Annotated in this window: 17 protein-coding genes; 6 read left to right on the top strand and 11 right to left on the bottom strand. The window is 71.1% G+C overall.

Translation table 11 applies throughout. From position 1 onward, the window contains the following. Window positions 1-24: 24 nt before the first annotated feature. On the bottom strand, window positions 25-786 hold the full coding sequence (locus tag IF64_RS0114235; RefSeq protein WP_030532586.1) for a 3-hydroxyacyl-CoA dehydrogenase: 762 nt from the start codon (window positions 784-786) through the stop codon (window positions 25-27). An 89-nt stretch (window positions 787-875) separates the two neighbouring features. Then, window positions 876-1850 carry an NAD(P)H-dependent flavin oxidoreductase gene (locus IF64_RS0114230; protein WP_030532585.1) on the bottom strand — a complete coding sequence of 325 codons (975 nt, stop codon included), beginning with the start codon at window positions 1848-1850 and terminating at the stop codon, window positions 876-878. 392 nt (window positions 1851-2242) lie between these two features. Between IF64_RS0114230 and IF64_RS0114225 the strand changes: the two genes are divergently transcribed. Both IF64_RS0114225 and IF64_RS0114220 read left to right on the top strand, forming a co-directional pair. Next, window positions 2243-3337: a CaiB/BaiF CoA transferase family protein gene (locus IF64_RS0114225; protein ID WP_030532584.1), complete on the top strand. Its 1095-nt coding sequence runs from the start codon at window positions 2243-2245 to the stop codon at window positions 3335-3337. A gap of 63 nt (window positions 3338-3400) precedes the next feature. After that, window positions 3401-3604, top strand: a complete 204-nt coding sequence (locus IF64_RS0114220; protein ID WP_030532583.1) for a hypothetical protein — start codon at window positions 3401-3403, stop codon at window positions 3602-3604. A gap of 140 nt (window positions 3605-3744) precedes the next feature. Here IF64_RS0114220 and IF64_RS0114215 read toward each other — a convergent pair whose 3' ends face one another. The 6 genes from IF64_RS0114215 to IF64_RS0114190 all read right to left on the bottom strand — a co-directional run bounded on the left by IF64_RS0114215 (window position 3745) and on the right by IF64_RS0114190 (window position 10881). Then, window positions 3745-5781 (bottom strand): acyltransferase family protein, encoded by a 2037-nt coding sequence (locus IF64_RS0114215; RefSeq protein WP_246134702.1) that lies wholly within the window; start codon window positions 5779-5781, stop codon window positions 3745-3747. Window positions 5782-6334: 553 nt separating this feature from the next. Next, window positions 6335-7513: a fumarylacetoacetase gene (gene fahA / locus IF64_RS0114210; protein ID WP_030532581.1), complete on the bottom strand. Its 1179-nt coding sequence runs from the start codon at window positions 7511-7513 to the stop codon at window positions 6335-6337. 84 nt (window positions 7514-7597) lie between these two features. Then, entirely contained in the window at window positions 7598-8797 is a 1200-nt protein-coding gene (locus tag IF64_RS0114205; RefSeq protein WP_030532580.1) for a homogentisate 1,2-dioxygenase, read from the bottom strand. A gap of 128 nt (window positions 8798-8925) precedes the next feature. Next, a complete protein-coding gene (locus IF64_RS0114200) occupies window positions 8926-9459 on the bottom strand; it encodes a MarR family winged helix-turn-helix transcriptional regulator (protein WP_030532579.1) in 534 nt (177 codons plus the stop codon). A gap of 165 nt (window positions 9460-9624) precedes the next feature. Further along, complete coding sequence (locus tag IF64_RS0114195) at window positions 9625-10227, bottom strand: ClpP family protease (protein ID WP_048808337.1); 603 nt, start codon at window positions 10225-10227, stop codon at window positions 9625-9627. Window positions 10228-10341: 114 nt separating this feature from the next. Further along, on the bottom strand, window positions 10342-10881 hold the full coding sequence (locus IF64_RS0114190; protein ID WP_145600347.1) for a DnaJ family domain-containing protein: 540 nt from the start codon (window positions 10879-10881) through the stop codon (window positions 10342-10344). An 80-nt stretch (window positions 10882-10961) separates the two neighbouring features. Between IF64_RS0114190 and IF64_RS0114185 the strand changes: the two genes are divergently transcribed. Continuing rightward, window positions 10962-11564: a TetR/AcrR family transcriptional regulator gene (locus tag IF64_RS0114185; RefSeq protein WP_030532576.1), complete on the top strand. Its 603-nt coding sequence runs from the start codon at window positions 10962-10964 to the stop codon at window positions 11562-11564. Here IF64_RS0114185 and IF64_RS0114180 read toward each other — a convergent pair. Continuing rightward, on the bottom strand, window positions 11537-12070 hold the full coding sequence (locus IF64_RS0114180; RefSeq protein WP_048808335.1) for a LysR family transcriptional regulator: 534 nt from the start codon (window positions 12068-12070) through the stop codon (window positions 11537-11539). The genes IF64_RS0114185 and IF64_RS0114180 overlap by 28 nt on opposite strands. A gap of 111 nt (window positions 12071-12181) precedes the next feature. Here IF64_RS0114180 and IF64_RS0114175 point away from each other — a divergent pair, with 111 nt between their 5' ends. Further along, window positions 12182-12385: a PspC domain-containing protein gene (locus IF64_RS0114175; protein ID WP_030532574.1), complete on the top strand. Its 204-nt coding sequence runs from the start codon at window positions 12182-12184 to the stop codon at window positions 12383-12385. A gap of 64 nt (window positions 12386-12449) precedes the next feature. Here IF64_RS0114175 and IF64_RS0114170 read toward each other — a convergent pair whose 3' ends face one another. Then, window positions 12450-13373: a LysR family transcriptional regulator gene (locus IF64_RS0114170; protein ID WP_030532573.1), complete on the bottom strand. Its 924-nt coding sequence runs from the start codon at window positions 13371-13373 to the stop codon at window positions 12450-12452. A gap of 440 nt (window positions 13374-13813) precedes the next feature. Between IF64_RS0114170 and IF64_RS0114165 the strand changes: the two genes are divergently transcribed. Then, the gene (locus IF64_RS0114165; RefSeq protein WP_030532572.1) at window positions 13814-15001 is read left to right on the top strand and encodes a Glu/Leu/Phe/Val family dehydrogenase; all 1188 of its coding nucleotides are present in this window, start codon (window positions 13814-13816) and stop codon (window positions 14999-15001) included. Window positions 15002-15076: 75 nt separating this feature from the next. Here IF64_RS0114165 and IF64_RS0114160 read toward each other — a convergent pair whose 3' ends face one another. Further along, a complete protein-coding gene (locus IF64_RS0114160; RefSeq protein WP_030532571.1) occupies window positions 15077-15913 on the bottom strand; it encodes an acyl-CoA thioesterase in 837 nt (278 codons plus the stop codon). A 79-nt stretch (window positions 15914-15992) separates the two neighbouring features. On the opposite strand from IF64_RS0114160, the gene IF64_RS0114155 reads away from it, so the two are divergent. Next, window positions 15993-16547: a TetR/AcrR family transcriptional regulator gene (locus tag IF64_RS0114155; RefSeq protein ID WP_030532570.1), complete on the top strand. Its 555-nt coding sequence runs from the start codon at window positions 15993-15995 to the stop codon at window positions 16545-16547.

The following is a 16547-nucleotide window of genomic DNA, read 5'->3' as shown; positions in this document are numbered from 1 at the left end:
CCTCGACGCCGTGGTGGACGCGGCTCAGCGCGGCGCCATGCGGATCGCGCCGTCGAGGCGGATCGTCTCGCCGTTGAGCATCGGGTTCTCCACGATGTGCCGGGCCAACGAGCCGTACTCGCTCGGGTCACCGAGCCGCGACGGGTGCGGCACCTGCGCGCCCAGTGAGGCGACGGCGTCCTCCGGAAGGCCGGCGAACAGCGGCGTCTGGAACAGGCCGGGGGCGATCGTGACCACGCGGATCTTCAGGCTGGCCAGGTCGCGGGCGATGGGCAGTGTCATGCCGACGATGCCGCCCTTCGACGCCGAGTAGGCGGCCTGGCCGATCTGACCGTCGAACGCGGCCACCGATGCGGTGTTGATGATGACGCCGCGCTCCTCGCCGACCTCCTCGGCCTGCTGCATGCGCTCAGCGGCGAGGCGGATGACGTTGAACGTGCCGATCAGGTTGACGTTCAGCACCTTGGTGAAGTCGGCGAGCGGGAACGCGCCCTTCTTCGACACCGTCTTGATCGCGTTGCCGATGCCCGCACAGTTGACCGTGATGCGCAACGGGCCGAGTCGGCCGGCCGCGTCCAGGGCCGCGGTGACGTCCTCCTCGCTGGTCACATCGCCAGGCGCGAACACGGCGCGGTCACCGAGTTCGTCGGCCACCGCCGCACCGTCCGACGACGGCAGGTCGAGGATGACGACCTTCGCGCCCTGGCCGTGCAGTTCGCGCACGGTGGCCAGGCCGAGACCCGACGCGCCACCGGTCACCAGTGCGACCGAGCCTGCGATGTCCATGTGTGCACACTCCTTCGTGTCAGACGCCTTCGAGTGGGGAGCCCCGGGCGATCCCGCGTCCGGTGTCCGGGGCGGAAGCCGTGGCGGGCTCAGTTCACCAGACCGGCCAGCCTGGCGCGGATCAGTTCGTCGGCCTCGTCGGCGATGCGCCGGACGAGCTCGGCGACGGTCGGAACGTCGTGGATGAGGCCCTGCACCATGCCCGCCGACCAGATGCCGCCGTCGATGTCGCCTTCCTCGAGCACCTTCGTGCGGCCACGGTTACCCGCCACGAGGTCCCGGACGTCCTCGAACCCGCCGCCTCCGTCCAGAATGGACACGACCTCACGGCTGACCGTGTTGCTCGCGACGCGCGCGGTGTTGCGCAGTGGCCGGAAGATCAGCTCGGTGTCCCGCTCGGTCGCCTCGACCATGCGCCGCTTGACGTTCTCGTGCACGGGCGCCTCCTGGGTGGCGACGAACCGCGTGCCCATGTTGATGCCGTCGGCGCCGAGAGCGAGCGCCGCCACGAGACCGCGGGCGTCGCCGAAGCCGCCCGAGGCGATCATCGGGATGTCGATCCTCTCCGCCGCGGCCGGGATCAGCACCAGGCCCGGGATGTCGTCCTCACCGGGATGCCCCGCGCACTCGAAGCCGTCGATCGAGATGCCGTCGACGCCCAGCTCCTGCGCCTTCACCGCGTGCCGGACGCTCGTGCACTTGTGCAACACCTTGACCCCGCCGCCCTGGAACGTCGGCAGGTGTTCGGCCGGGTTGAACCCGGCGGTCTCCACCACCGGGACGCCGGACTCGACGATCACGTCCCGGTACTCCGCGTACGGTGGCGGGTTGATCGACGGCAGGATCGTGAGGTTCACACCGAACGGTTTGTCGGTCATCTCCCGGCACCGCGCGATCTCCTTGGCGAGGTCCTCCGGGGTGGGCTGGGTCAGCGCGGTGAGGAAACCGAGTGCGCCGGCGTTGGCGACCGCCGCGACGAGTTCCGCCCTGCCGACCCACTGCATGCCGCCCTGCACGATGGGGTGCTCGACACCGAACACGTCGCAGAATCGCGTGCGCACCATGGCGTTTCCTTTCCCAGGACGGGTGTGGCCGACGCGCCGCGCCACCCGGCACCGCGCCGCCGCGTGATCCGACCGACGTGCGATCCGACCGGTCACCGGAGGACACCGACCGAGGCAAGCGCCCGCTTACCGCGCAGCGTAACGCCCGATCCGCCGACCCGTCCGTGACCTACATCTCCCCCGCACGGACGCCACACCCTCGATCGTCGACACGGCAGGCCTGTCCGCGTCCCGCAGCGGCCTGCGCCGCGCTAGCGTGGCAGCCGCACCGACACTCCCGCACCGACACCCGCACCGACACCCCCAACGGACAACGTTCCCCCACAGCCGCTCCCGCACCGACAACCGCAATCGACTCGCTACCGACCGACGGACATCGAGGTGACCGACACGTGCCTGGACCACTCAGCGGCCTGAAAGTCGTGGAACTGCCCGCCATCGGCCCGGTGCCGCACGCGGGCATGATCCTGGCCGACCTCGGCGCCGACGTGGTGCGGGTCGAACGCCCGTCGGGTGCACTGGACATCCAGAACGGCAAGACCGACCACCTGATGCGCGGCAAGCGGTCCGTCTCGGCCGACCTCAAATCGGAGGAGGGCACGCGGTTCGTCCTCGACCTGGCCGCCAAGGCCGACGTGGTCCTCGAAGGGTTCCGGCCCGGAGTCGCCGAACGGCTGGGCGTGGGCCCGGCCGACTGCGAGAACGTCAATCCCCGCCTCGTCTACGGCCGCATGACCGGCTGGGGCCAGGACGGCCCGCTGGCCGCACGCGCGGGCCACGACATCAACTACATCGGGCTCACCGGCACGCTCCACGCCATGGGCAGGGCCGACACCCCTCCCGCGCCGCCGCTCAACCTGGTCGGCGACTACGGCGGCGGCTCGATGTTCCTGCTCACCGGCGTGCTGTCGGCGCTGTGGGAGCGCGAGCGTTCCGGCGCGGGGCAGGTCGTCGACGCCGCGATGGTGGACGGTGCGAGCGTGCTGGCCCAGATGATGTGGGCGCTGCGCGGGATCGGCTCGTGGTCGTCGGAGCGCGCGGGCAATCTCCTCGACTCCGGCGCACCGTTCTACGACACCTACGTCTGCTCCGACGGCCGCTACGTGGCGGTCGGAGCGCTCGAACCGCAGTTCTACGCCCAGCTGCTGGAGGGGCTCGGCCTCTCCGGTGAGGACCTGCCCGACCAGAACGACCGGTCCGGATGGCCGGTGCTGCGCGCGCGGTTCACCCAGCTGTTCGCCGGCCGCACCCGGGACGAGTGGGCCGCCGTGTTCGAGGACAGGGACGCCTGCGTCACGCCGGTGCTGACGTGGGACGAGGTCGCCGACCACCCGCACGTCGCGGCCAGGCAGACGTTCCTCGAGATCGACGGGGTCGTCCAGCCCGGCCCCGCTCCGCGGTTCTCCCGCACGGTGCCGGACACGCCGTCGGCTCCGCGCACGCCGGGAGGCGACAACGCGGCCGTGGCCGCCGACTGGGGCGTGTGAACCGCCCGAAACGGTCCCGGCCCGGCGCCGCGTGGACGGCCGCCGCTTGACAGGATGTCGGACATGGCCGACATCGAGATCCCCCGCAACGTCGTCCGCGGCATGGTCGCGCTGACCGTGCTGTCGGTCGCCTTCGTCGTGCTCATGTTCACCGAGCCCGACACGAACCTCGGCATGTGGATCTTCGCCGTGATCATGGTGCTGGCGGCGGTCGGCTTCTGGGCGGCGTACTTCTACCAGCGCGCGAAGACCCGCAAGGGCGAGTAGGCCCGCCGCCTGTCCTACGAAAACGTCCTGCGAACACGTCCTGCGAAGACGGAGCGGGGCCGGTCGCTCGGCTGCGACCGGCCCCGCCTTCTCGTCCGGGCCTGGCGGCGATGCCCCGCGGGACCGCCGCCTCCGGGCCGTCAGACCCCGTCGAGGATCGCCGACAGCTCCCGCTGCACCATCGGCGCCAACGTCTTCATGTACGTCTTCGTGATGTGGTTGTTGTCCATGTACACGAGGATGTTGCCGATCATCGGCGGGCACACGTCGGGCTCGCAGAAGTAGTCGCTGAAGTCGAGGAAGTGCACGCCCTGCGGCATGTCCTCGACCTGCTCGTACGGCGGGACGGGGCCGTAGACCTTGTCCCGCGGCACCGAGCACGACGGGTCGTCCACACCGTGCTTCTCGGCGCAGTCCGCGAGCGAGCGGCCGTAGCGCGGGTTGTCCCTGGCGGCGATCACCGGGATCCCGGCCTCGCTCAACGTGCGCCACTGTTCGACGTAGCCCTCGGGCGTGATCTCCTGCCGCTGCGGGTGCGCGTCACGCGAGCCGATCGTGAAGACCGCGTCCGGCTTGATCTCGAGGATCTCCTGCATGACGGTCTCGTTCCACGCCGTGCACTCGGGGTTGTTGGGCGAGTCGGTCGTCAGCGGGCATCCGCCGCGGCCCATCGAGATGATCTGCCATCCGGCCTTCTTCGCCGCGGGGCGCAGCGCCGCGTTGAACTGCTGGGAGTGCGAGTCGCCCGCGACGACGATGCGCCGCGACGGGTTGTCGGTGACCCCGTCGGTGCAGATGACGACGATCTCGTTCTTGTCCGACTTGCGGCACTCCTGCTCGGTGAAGTTGTCGAACTGCTTCGGCAACGCGGCGTACGGCGGGATCGGGTCGGCGTCGGCCGCGGCCTGCGGTCCGCCCGGCTCGAGCACCGCGGCACCGGGATGCCTCGGGTCGTCCTCCTTGGGGACGAAGTTGGCCTTCTGGACCGCCGTCAGCTGCCAGGCACCGGCCACCGCGAGCACCACGGCCAGCGTCGCCGCGCCGATGCGGTAGGAGCCCCAGTCACTGCGCACGTCGACCTTCGCGCGCCGCACCGGCTCCTCGACCAGGTGGTACGTGAGCATCGCCAGCACGAGCGAGGCGGCGATGATGGCCGCACCGCCTCGCCAGCCGACCGTGGCCTGGTCGCGCGCCATCAAGTAGAACAGCAGCACCGGCCAGTGCCACAGGTACAGCGAGAAGCTGATGTCGCCCAGATACTTCAGCGGGCGCGAGGACAGGAACCGGTCGGCGCCGAACACGGTGCCCGTCTGCCCGGCCACGAGCACGAACGCCGCGGAGAGCACGGGCCACAGGGCCACGTAGCCGGGGAACATCGTGCCGACCTGCAACACCAGACCACACGACACGAGACCGGCGACGCCGAGCCAGCCGAGCACGATCCGCAGGCCACGCGGCGCGACGATCGCGTCGATCGCCAGGCCGACCAGACCACCGAGCGCGAACTCCCACACCCGGGTCAGCGACATGAAGTAGGCGAACTGCTGGTCGGCCGCCGTCAGGTAGACCGAGTACGCCAGGGAGGCCACGAACAGCACCGACAGGAGGACCAGCAGCGAACGCCGCAGGTCCCACCGGAACCGCTTGGCCACGAACACGAAGGCGCCGATCACCAGCGGCCACACCAGATAGAACTGGCCCTGGATGGACAGCGACCAGAAGTGCTGCAGCACGCTGGCCTGGTCGTTCTGGGCGAAGTAGTCGGCCTGCTGGGCGGCCAGCTGCCAGTTCTCGAAGAACAGCGCCGAGGCCACGACCTCGCCGATCGTCTGCTCCCAGCGGCCCTCCGACAGCAGGAAGTAGGAGGCGATGACCACGCCCACCAGCACCGTCGCCATCGCGGGAAGGAGCCGTTTGATGATCCGGCCCCACGTGGGACGGAACTTGATCCGCCCCCGGGCGCTCGCCCGGTAGAGCTGGCCCGTGATGAGGAAGCCGGTGACGAAGAAGAACACGTCCACGCCACCGGACACTCTGTCCAGCCACACGTGGTAGACGACCACCAGCAGACACGCGAGGGCGCGCAGGCCCTGAAGCTCGGGGCGGAACCGGGGTTTGCCCGGTGCTGCTGATGCCGTTGCCGACACCTGCGGCGGTGCTGCCGGCGACTGCGTCACGGCGAACCTCACTCTCTTCCCTGACCGGCGCACCATCATGCCAACCCGCATTCGGGTGGTTTCCACCACATCCTTGCACTGTGACGCAGAATTCGCCCATCCGGCTCGGATGCGGACGTCCACGCGGCCCCGCGGACACCCGGTCGGGCGGGAGAAATTGCAGGTCAGAGCACACTTCTGCACCGCGGCCGACGGCCGCACCCACAACGGCACCCACCAGGGCCCACACGGCGGACGTCACCTCCTGCAACACCGCCGCACAGGGTGTGATATCTATCACTGCCAACTCGGCGATCCCCTGGTCCACGCGGACACACGCCGTCAACATCGCGGCCCACGAGAGGCGCGATGGGGTGGTGGCGCGACGGGCCCGCCGAGTTGCGCGTCGGCTCGGATTGAGGTTGGGGTCCGTTCCCGGCGGTGGGGACGGCATTCACGGTGTGACCGGCCGCGGGCCCGGGTTCCGGTGCTGCGTTCCGGTGCTGCGTTCCGGTGCTGCGTTCCGGTGCTGCGTTCCGGTGCTGCGTTCCGGTGCTGCGTTCGCGTGCTGGGCTCAGGGTCCCGGTTCGACGGCCGGTGCGATGCGGCCGGCGACCTCGCCGAAGCCGATGCGTCCACCGGAGGCGCCGGGGGCCGTCGCGCCGATGACGACCTCGTCCCCGTCCTCCAGGAACGTGCTCGGGCGGCCGCCGACGTCGACGGGATGCCGCCCGCCCCAGGTCACCTCGATGAGGGCACCGCGCTCGTCGGGACCGGGCCCGGAGACGGTGCCCGAGGCGTAGAGATCGCCGGTGCTGGCCGCGGCGCCGTTGACGGTCATGTGCGCCAGCATCTGCGCAGGCGACCAGTACATCTGCCGGTAGCCCGGACGCGACACGACGTGCCCGTTCCACCGGATCTCGAGGTCGATGTCCAGGCCCCAGTCCTGGGTCTCCTTCAGGTACGGCAGCACCTCGGGGTCCTGCACCGGCCCCGGCACGCGCGCGGCCTCGAGCGCCTGCAGCGGCACCACCCAGGCGGAGACGGACGTGGCGAAGCTCTTGCCCAGGTTCGGGCCGAGCGGCTGGTACTCCCACGCCTGGATGTCGCGGGCCGACCAGTCGTTGACCAGCACCGCGCCGAAGACGTGCTCGGCGAACTCGTCGGTGGACACGCGCGAGCCCATCGGTGAGCCCGTGCCGACGACGAATCCCAACTCGGCCTCGATGTCCAGTCGCGTCGACGGGCCGAAGACCGGGCCGTCGTCGCTCCTGCGCTGGCCGCAGGGACGGGTGATCTCGGTGCCGGAGACGACCACCGTGCTCGAGCGCCCGTGGTAGCCGACGGGCAGGTGCTTCCAGTTCGGCAACAACGGTTCGGCGTCCGGCCGCAGGATGCGTCCGACGTTGGAGGCGTGGTGTTCGGAGGCGTAGAAGTCGACGTAGTCGGCGACCTCGAACGGCCGGTGCAGGGTCACCGACGGGAGCGCATGCACCGCGCTCGCCGGCACGTCACCGGCGACGAGCTCGGCCACGCGCCCGCGCACCTCGTCCCACCGCGCCCTGCCCTGCGCCATGAACGGGTTGAGCGAGGGCCGGGCGAACACGTCGTAGCCCAGCGTCTGCGCCAGGTCCACCACGGACTCGCCGACGCGCACGCCGACGCGGCGGCCGCCGGCGGGCGTCGAGAACACGCCGTACGGAAGGTTGTCGAGCCCGAACGGCGAGCCGTCCGGCACGGTGATGGTGGTCATGCGGTCACTCCTTCCCCACGGCACCCGCGGCACGCGCCCGCGCCGCAGACAGGCCCACGGTGAACGCGGGCACGGCCCGCGCACTCACCGGGCAGGCCCGCGCCCGGACCACGTCCACGCGTAACCGGGGTCCTCGCAGGCGCGCGCACCCTCGCCGAGTTCCAGCGGGCGGAAGGTGTCGACCATGACGGCCAGCTCGTCGAAGAACTGCGCTCCCAGGCTCTTCTCGACGGCGCCCGGCTGCGGACCGTGCGAGTGTCCGCCCGGATGCCACGAGATCGAGCCCTGCCCGATGCCCGACCCCTTGCGGGCCTCGTAGTCGCCTCCGCAGTAGAACATGATCTCGTCGGAGTCCACATTGGAGTGGTAGTACGGCACGGGCACGGCCTGCGGGTGGTAGTCCACCTTCCGCGGCACGAAGTTGCAGATGACGAAGTTGTGTCCCTCGAAGGCCTGGTGCACGGGCGGCGGCTGGTGCACGCGTCCGGTGATCGGTTCGAAGTCGTGCACGCTGAACGTGTACGGGTACAGACAACCGTCCCAGCCGACCACGTCGAACGGGTGCTGCGGGTACCCGAGCACGGTCCCGGCGATCACACCGCCGGCCCGGTGTTTGACGTACACCTCCACGTCGGTGCCCTCGCGGGTCAGCGGCGCGGACGGGCCGCGGAGGTCGCGTTCGCAGTACGGCGAGTTCTCCAGGAACTGCCCGTACCGGGACAGGTACCGCTTCGGCGGCGCGATGTGGCTGTTCGCCTCGATCGCGTAGACCCGCAGCGGCTCGTCCCCGTGGGGCACCCAGCGGTGCGTGGTCGACATCGGCACGAAGACGTAGTCCCCGCCGCGTGCCTCGAGCGCGCCGAACACCGTCTCGACGGTCGCCGCTCCGGATTCCACGTACACCATCTCGTCGCCGGTGGCGTTGCGGTACAGCGGGGACTCCTTCGTCGACACCGCGTACGACAGGCGAACGTCGGCGTTGCCGAGGACGAGGCGGCGGCCGGTCACCACGTCGGTGTCACCCCACGTGTCGGGCGGGAACAGCTCGTGCAGTCGCAGGTGGCGCGGCTTGAGGGGGTGATTCGGCGTCGTCGTCAGATCGGGCAGGTCCCAGATGCGCGAGTCGACGATCGCCGAGGGGATCGTGCGGTGGTAGAGCAGCGACGAGTCGGAGACGAAGCCCTCCTCCCCCATCAACTCCTCGTAGTAGAGGCCACCGTCCGGACGTCGATGCTGGGTGTGCCGTTTGGGGGGCACGCTGCCGACCTGGCGGTAGTACGCCATGACTGCCTCCTTGCCGTCGGTCGCCTACCCGGGAGGCTAGTTAACGTGTTTACTACTGGCAAGGAAACGGGTGGGAGTTCGGCAGGGAGTTGGGCGAGTGCCCGGACCGGCGAGCGCACCGTGGTCGCTCAGTTGCGGCCGCGGACGTCGAACTGGTCGCGATTGGTCACGAGCTTGTCGAGCAACATGATCAGAATGCGCTGTTCCTGCTCGGACAGGACGTCCGCCCACTCGGCCTCGCGCTCGTTGTGTTCCCGGAAGACCTCGACCATCTCGGCGTGCCCGTGATCGGTCAGCGACAGCATGACCGACCGGCCGTCGTGTTCGCCCTGGGTGCGTGCGAGCAGGCCGTCCCCGACGAGGGTCTTGGCGAGGTTCGACACCGCGGCACGGCTCATGCCGGTCAGTTCGGCGGCCTTCTTCGCCTCGAGCGGTCCGGCCAGCCACGTGACGAACAGCAGCCGGAACCCCGACCAGGACAGCCCGCGCGGCCGGTGCACCGACGCCTCGAGGTCGTAGGTGACGATGTTGGAGGCGCGGTTCAGCGTCAACAGCAGTTCGGTCGCGAGCTGGTGCGTGAAGCCGTACTCGCCGGAGAGTCTGCGGTTGGCGAGCTCGACGAAGGACCAGAAGTCGAGCCCGTCCTGATCACCCGCGGTCATGCGGCCACCCTACCGCCCGGACCGGACTGGTAAATACGTGAACTACATGGCCGTCCACGCGACCGCCCGCCCCACCGCCGTCCGAGCTGCTCCGTGCGGCAGCGGACCGGTGCCCCGGCTCCGGCAGCGTCACCCCACCGTTCACCCCACCATTCACACCACTGCTCACACCACCGGCGCCGCACCGCGCACGACGTGATCGGCCAACCCGTAGTCGCAGGCCTCCTCGGCGTCGAACCACCGGTCACGGTCACTGTCGGCGATGATCCGCTCGACCGGCTGCCCGGCGCGTTCGGCGATCAGCTCGGCGATCTCCTGTTTGCTGCGCCGCAACGTCTCGGCGGACCGCGCGATGTCCGACGCCGTACCGCCGACGCCGGATGAGGGCTGGTGCATCAGCACGGCACAGTGCGGCAGGACGTACCGCTTGCCGGGCGCACCCGCGGTCAGCAGGAGTTGCCCCATGGAGGCGGCGAGTCCCATGCCGACGGTGACGACGTCGCAGTCGATGAGCCGCATCGTGTCGAGCACCGACAGCCCGGCCGTCACCGATCCCCCCGGCGAGTTGATGTAGAGCGCGATGTCGCGCCCCGGGTCGTCGGCGGCGAGCAGCAGGAGCTGACCGCTCAGCCGGTTGGCGACGGCGTCGTCCACCTCCTGCCCGAGCACGATGACGCGCTCGTCGAGCAGGCGTGCGGACAAGGTGTCCTGCAGCGTGGACCGGCCGTCGGGTGAGCCGTCCGGTGGGGTCGTCTCCGATGTGGTCATGCCCGCGACGCTAGGTCGGTCCACAGTGGCCGTCGACGGTACTTCGCCCGGGGCGAACGGGTTCCGCCCTCGGCGGACACGGCGGCCCCATGGGCGGGCGATCCGGCCGGTTCGTCACCGGCGCGGCCGGCGCAACGACCACCATCGCCGCCGGGCGGCCTGCGGCCGCACGTCCTGCACCGTCGGGTCCCGGTCCTGCGCGGGCGCGGCGGACACCCCCGGATCAGACGGCGGCGACGACGGAGACGACGGAGACGGTGTCGCGGGGTGCGCACGCTCGCGCCACTGCGCCACCAACTCGTCGACGTCGACGGGTGCCACGCGCACGCGAGGCCCCTCCCCCGAACGGATCCACGCCGCGATGCGCTGGTTGAGTTCCCGTGCCAACTGGCGCACCTGGTCCTCGTCGCGCAGGCCGGCCACCAGCCCGGGCAACCGTTCGATCTCCTTGCGCAGCCGGAGCGGTTCGGGCAGCGCGGCCTCCAGCGACAGACCTTCCCGTTCGATGTAGGTGCTCAGCCAGTCCCGGTCCAGGCCCGACAGCGGGGCGCCCGCGCCGGGCAGGTCGTCGAAGTCGCCGCGCTCCTGCGCCTCGCGGATCTGCTTCTCGACCCAGGATTCGAAGTCGACACCGGGCGGCTTGCGTTCGGTCATGGTTCCCACCTCACCGTCATGATACGCCTGTATCATAAACCGCCGTCAGCACACCCGTCGATCGCGAACCGAGGACACCCGTGCCGAGAACCGTCGACCACGCCCAGCGCCGCACGCACATCGTGGACGCGCTCCTCCGGCTCGCGCAGCGCGAAGGACTGCACGCCGTGTCGATGAGGGCCGTGGCCGTGGAGGCCGACGTGTCACTGCGCCTCGTGCAGTACTACTTCCACAGCAAGGCCCAGCTCATGCACGCGGCGATCGCCGAGCTGGAACGTCGCGGCCACGCGCGATGGCGGCAGCGCTTGAACCGGCGTCCCGACACCGGTTCCACCCCTGCCGACGTCCGCGGGTATCTCGAGACGTTCCTGGACGAGGCGCTGCCCTCCGACGAGGAGAGCGCCACGTTCCACCGACTGTGGATGTCCTACGCGGCACTCGCCGAGACCGACCACACCCTGCCGCGCGCCCCGCTCACCGACGGCCCGCGCGAACTGGAGCGGCTGCTCGGTGCCGCACTCGCCGCCGCACCGCTGCCCGCGGGCGCCGACCCCGACCTCGAGGCCGCACGCCTGCTGAACCTGGTCCACGGATTGGGCACCGGCGTCCTTGCGGGCCAGCGCACGGCCGACGAGGCACGTGCGGTGGTGCGCTATCACCTCGACCGGACGTTGGAGGGCTGACCCGCCACCGACTGCACGTCGCCGAGCGCCGTATCGACGCACCGGTCGAACTCGGTGGCACTGACGGATTCGGACAGCAACATCGCCAGTCTCGTCAGGAACGCCCTGGCGCCGTCGGCGGTCTCCGTGTCGCCGACGCCGTCGATCCCGGCCGTCAGCACGAGCCAGCGGCGCCGGCGTTCCTCATCGCCGTCCGCCCCGACACCGTCGACACCCTCGGCCACCTCGGCCGCTTCGGTCTGCAGGGCGCCCGCCCTGCGCAGCAGGTCGCGCGCACGGTCGAGCACCCGCTCCCCGGCGTCGGTCAGCTGCACGCCCCTCGCCCGCCGGCGCACCGTGAGCTGCACCTTAAGCGCCTTCTCCAGGTCGGTCACGGCCGCGGCGAGCGCCGACTGCGACAGGTGCATCCCCTCGGCGGCCCCGCTGATCGTTCCCCTCTCCGCGACCGCGACGAACGCGGCCAACTGGCGGATCGTGTAGGTGGGCAGGTGGTCCACAGGCGCCATGGATCGACCGTAGCCCCACCGCGCCACCTTCGCGGGGCGGCGACGATCTCCGGGTCGGGGTCGGGGACATCCCGGATGCGCCGGGCCTCGCTGGAGGCGCACCGTGGGGACATGAACACCTCCACCTCGAGCACCAAGCTCACCCGGTCGCGCGACAACCGCGTGCTCGGCGGCGTCTGTGCGGGCCTCGCCCGCCGGGTCGGCTGGAAACCCAGGACGATGCGGATCGCCGCGATCGCCTCCTGCATCCTGCCCGGACCCCAGTTCCTGGCGTATCTCGCGCTGTGGATCGTCATGCCCGCCGACGACCGCTGACGAGGCGCTGACGAGACGTTGACGAGGCGCTGACGGGCCCCGGACCGACCGGCCGCGGGCGGGTTCAGGGCAGGGTCGAGCTCGCGCCCAGCCCCTTCTCCGCCGCGGCCGCGCGCACGGCCTCGATCACCAGGCGTACCGACGGCCGTGGCGTGCCCTTGGCCCGGTAGGCGATCGACACGCGCCGCATCACCGGTTCGGTGAGCGCGACGATGTCCACGCCGGGCGGGAGCAGCGACAGGCCGAGGTCCGACACGAGCGTCACGCCCAGCCCGGACCCGACCATCGCCAACGCCGTCGCCTGTTCCTCCACCTCGTGGGCGATCTTCGGTTCGAATCCCTGTTGCTGGCAGGCGATCCGCACGGCTCGACCGAAATGTGACCGCGGCCCGGCCAGCACCCACGGATGCTCGGCGAGCTCGTTCAACGAGACCGCCGGATCCGGCAACACGCCGGTGGGCACCGCGGCGTGCAGCCGCTCCACCGCCACCACCTCGCGCGCCAGGGCGGGATCCCACGGCATCGGATAGTCCGAGTAGTCGATGACGAACGAGAAGTCGAGCGTGCCGTCCCGCACCGCGCCCGCCGTCTCCTCCGGGGCGAGCTCCCGCGTGCGCACCTCGATCCCGGGATGGTCCGCGGCCAGCGCCGTCAGCGCCGCGGGCAGCAGACCCGAGGCGACCGACGCCCACACGCCCGCCGTCAGCCGCGCGGACAGCCCGTCCTGGGCGTTCTCGAGCGCGTGCGTCGCACGGCCCACCGACTCGAGGATCTCCTCGGCGTGTTCGGCCAGCAGCGTGCCCAGTTCGGTCAGCTGCACCCGCCGTCCCAGCCGCTCGAACAACTGCACGCCGACGTCGCGTTCGAGCTGGGCCAGTTGTTGCGAGACGGCCGAGGCCGAGTAGTGCAGAGCGTTCGCCGCGGCGGTGACGGTGCCACGTCGGTGAAGTTCGCGCAGCATGCGCAGCCGGTGCAACGACAACTCCATGTCCGTCACCCTAGGCCGACGACGGCTGCCCGGACGGGCGATCACCGGGAACGGGCGCCTGTGCAGGAAGCGTGAACGGTTTCGTGCGTGATCTTTAACTGGACGCGCTGCCGGGAGCGGCCCCAGGCTGTAGGTAACGGCAGCAACGGCCGGACGCAGGCGATTTCCCAGCTCAGGCACCGCACACTCCCCACGCCCTCGACGGCGGTTCACGCCGCCGCGCCGGCCGTGGTGTGCCCGTGTCCGGAGCAGGCGGAACCGACGCGGACGACACGGGCTCCGGCAGACCAGACGCACGCGAATCCGAAGGTGGAGGTGGGATTCAGGTGACCACGATGGAGAACCGTCCGGTACCCGGCGGACACGGCGCGGCGGCCGTGGCCGGCACCGCGCCGGCGACGCACACGGCGGGCGGCACGGACATCCGAACCAGTGAGCCGATGCTGCGGCTCGTCTGGACCGACGCGGTCACCGGCGCCAAGGGATATCTGGTCGTGCACACGCTCGTGTCGGGCCTGGCCACCGGCGGAACCCGGATGCGCGCGGGGTGCACCATGCAGGAGGTCGAGGACCTCGCGCGGGGCATGGCCGCGAAGACCGCCACGTTCGACCTGCCCGTCGGCGGGGCCAAGGGCGGCATCGACTTCGACCCGAAGGACCCGCGGGCCATCGACGTGCTCGAGCGGTTCTGCCAGGCCATGCGCCCGTGGCTGGACGCCCACTGGGTGACCGCCGAGGACCTGGGTGTGCCGCAGCACCTCATCGACGAGGTCTTCGACCGGCTCGGGCTCGGCCAGTCGTACCACGCCGCCATCAGCAGGGCTCCGCATCCGGACCGCACCCTGCGCCGCGTGCAGGCGGGTCTGAGCGCCCCGGTGCCCGGCGGCCTGCTGCTCGGCGACGTGATCGGCGGATACGGCGTCGCGCAGGCGTGCCTCGGCGCGGCCGGCGCATGGGGGTGGGACGAGACGACGACCACCGTCGCGATCCAGGGCATCGGCACGATGGGCGGCGGCGCCGCGTTCTACCTGCACGAGGCGGGAATGCGGGTCGTGGCGGTCGCCGACGCCGCGGGCACGCTGTACCGGCCCGAGGGTTTCGACGTCCCCGAACTGCTGGAGTTGCGGGACGCCTACGGCGAGATCGACCGTTCGCGCCTGCCGGAGGGTGTGCAGCAGCTGGCCAGGGACGCCGTGCTGTCGGTCGAGGCCGACATCCTCGTACCCGCGGCGATCTCCTACGCCGTGACGCCGGACAACGCCGCCGACGTCACCGCGAAGCTCGTGGTCGAGGCGGCGAACTCCGCCACGACCCCTGAGGCGGAGGCCATGCTGGCCGCGCGGCGGATCCCCGTCATCCCCGACTTCGTGGCCAACGCGGGCGCGGCCGCGTGGGCGTGGTGGCTGCTGCTCGGTCAGGTCGACGCCGACCCGGCGACGTCGTTCCACCGGCTGCGCACCGAGATGCAGTCGCGGGTGGCGATGCTGCTCGGTGAGTGGATCGCCGACGAGGTGCCGCTGCGCCACACCGCGTGGCGGCTGGCCTCGGCGAACCGCGAGGCAGCCGCGGCCTCCCCGGGCTCCACGGCCTCCACGGCCTCCACGGGCGAGGCGCTGGTCATCCCGTGACGACCGGGTTCTGATCGTTCGACGTTCCGGGGCCGTCCCCGCGGAGCCACTCCGCGGCGACGGCCCCGGAACTCGTCAGCCCTTGAAGTAGACGAGCTGGTGCGTCGTGGCGAGCAACGCTCCGTCGGTGCCCCACAGGAACGCCGACTGGTCGAAGTAGCCGCGCCCGAACCGGTTCGCCCGCGCACGGGCCAGCACGGGCCGATCGCCCTGCGCGGCGAGCGCGTCGGCATCGGCGTGGAAATAGACGGTGAGCGAGATCGTCCCGGCGGGCATCGCCTGACCGCGGCGGAGGAACACCCGCGGGTAGAACACGTCGCACAGCGACGTCAGGCCGGGGAAGTCGAGCGGGCGCGCGGGCGCGTCCCGCACCCACAGCGTCGTCGTGGAATCGGCCGACTCGCCGGCTCCTTCCAGACTGGGCACCGGGCCTTCCAGGTAGCGCATCTCGTAGTTCTTGGCCCACTGCACGTAATCCGGCATGGCGGACACGAGCACGTCCCCGGGCGGCGGGACGTCGGGCATGGCGGCCTCGGTGGACTCCCACGTGTCGCGGCGCCGCGCGTACACCGCCGTCGCGGTCGTGACCACCACGCCGTCCTGGGTGAGCTCCACCGACCAGTGCTGGGTCGAGCGGTTCGTGCGGGCGGGCCGTGCGGTCACGGTGAACTCCCCGTCGCCGACCGGGCCCGCGTAGTTGACGGTCAGCGACACGGGCGTGCCGATCCGCTCGGGGTGCCGTTCGACCCCCTCGAGCAGGGTGGCCGCCGTGATGCCGCCGTACGGTCCGACCATGTTCGCGTAGGCCGGGCTCGTCGCGCCCGTGTACGTGCCCCCGCCGCGCGGGGCCAGCGCGATCGCGTCGTCGAACGGATGCACCTGTGCACCGCCGCGTGTGCCGGGCTCGCTCATACCGGTTCCTCCGTGTCGCCGTTCTATGACAACCTACATAGTCGGCAGGTGGGGCGACGAGATCAGGGAGACGAGCGTCATGCGACGCACACCGGAACCGCGGGCGGCGATGATCCGCAGCGCCGTCGAGCTCATCCGCCGGCAGGGCGTCGCGGGCACGTCGTTTGCGGACGTGCTGGCCCACAGCGGCGCTCCGCGCGGGTCGATCTACCACCACTTCCCCGCCGGCAGGACGCAGCTGCTCGACGAGGCGACCCGCGCAGCGGGCGAGTCCATCACCGGCCGCATCGCCCGCATTCTCGACGCAGGAGACACCTTGTCGGCCCTGCGCGCGCTCGTCGACGTGTGGCGACGCGATCTCGCCGAGTCCGGGGACCTGCTCGGGTGTCCGATCGCCGCGGCCGCACTCGGCACGGATCCGGGCGCCCGCGCGCGGGCGCGGGCGACGTTCGACGACTGGACGACGCTGCTCGCCGCCTCGCTCCGCGCCGACGGCCTGCCCACCGACCGCGCCCACTCGTGCGCCGTCCTGATCCTGTCCGCTGTGGAGGGTGCGTTGGTCCTCGCCCGCGCACGGGGTGAGGCGGCACCGCTCGACGACGTGGTCGACGAGCTGGAACGCGCGATCCGCTGA

It is taken from the genome of Prauserella rugosa (assembly GCF_000719975.1).
Lineage (GTDB): Bacteria > Actinomycetota > Actinomycetes > Mycobacteriales > Pseudonocardiaceae > Prauserella > Prauserella rugosa.
Note: the sequence above shows the minus strand (reverse complement) of the source record. Positions and strands in the feature narration are given on the sequence as shown.

What these genes read in the sequence shown, in the direction of transcription:
- IF64_RS0114165 (WP_030532572.1), top strand. Translation starts at nt 13,814, where the DNA reads ATGCTGCGGCTCGTCTGGACCGACGCGGTCACCGGCGCCAAGGGATAT.
- IF64_RS0114230 (WP_030532585.1), bottom strand. Translation starts at nt 1,850, where the DNA reads ATGGTGCGCACGCGATTCTGCGACGTGTTCGGTGTCGAGCACCCCATC.
- IF64_RS0114200 (WP_030532579.1), bottom strand. Translation starts at nt 9,459, where the DNA reads ATGACCGCGGGTGATCAGGACGGGCTCGACTTCTGGTCCTTCGTCGAG.
- IF64_RS0114220 (WP_030532583.1), top strand. Translation starts at nt 3,401, where the DNA reads ATGGCCGACATCGAGATCCCCCGCAACGTCGTCCGCGGCATGGTCGCG.
- IF64_RS0114235 (WP_030532586.1), bottom strand. Translation starts at nt 786, where the DNA reads ATGGACATCGCAGGCTCGGTCGCACTGGTGACCGGTGGCGCGTCGGGT.
- fahA (WP_030532581.1), bottom strand. Translation starts at nt 7,513, where the DNA reads ATGACCACCATCACCGTGCCGGACGGCTCGCCGTTCGGGCTCGACAAC.
- IF64_RS0114190 (WP_145600347.1), bottom strand. Translation starts at nt 10,881, where the DNA reads ATGACCGAACGCAAGCCGCCCGGTGTCGACTTCGAATCCTGGGTCGAG.
- IF64_RS0114155 (WP_030532570.1), top strand. Translation starts at nt 15,993, where the DNA reads ATGCGACGCACACCGGAACCGCGGGCGGCGATGATCCGCAGCGCCGTC.
- IF64_RS0114175 (WP_030532574.1), top strand. Translation starts at nt 12,182, where the DNA reads ATGAACACCTCCACCTCGAGCACCAAGCTCACCCGGTCGCGCGACAAC.
- IF64_RS0114180 (WP_048808335.1), bottom strand. Translation starts at nt 12,070, where the DNA reads ATGGCGCCTGTGGACCACCTGCCCACCTACACGATCCGCCAGTTGGCC.
- IF64_RS0114195 (WP_048808337.1), bottom strand. Translation starts at nt 10,227, where the DNA reads ATGACCACATCGGAGACGACCCCACCGGACGGCTCACCCGACGGCCGG.
- IF64_RS0114205 (WP_030532580.1), bottom strand. Translation starts at nt 8,797, where the DNA reads ATGGCGTACTACCGCCAGGTCGGCAGCGTGCCCCCCAAACGGCACACC.
- IF64_RS0114170 (WP_030532573.1), bottom strand. Translation starts at nt 13,373, where the DNA reads ATGGAGTTGTCGTTGCACCGGCTGCGCATGCTGCGCGAACTTCACCGA.
- IF64_RS0114160 (WP_030532571.1), bottom strand. Translation starts at nt 15,913, where the DNA reads ATGAGCGAGCCCGGCACACGCGGCGGTGCACAGGTGCATCCGTTCGAC.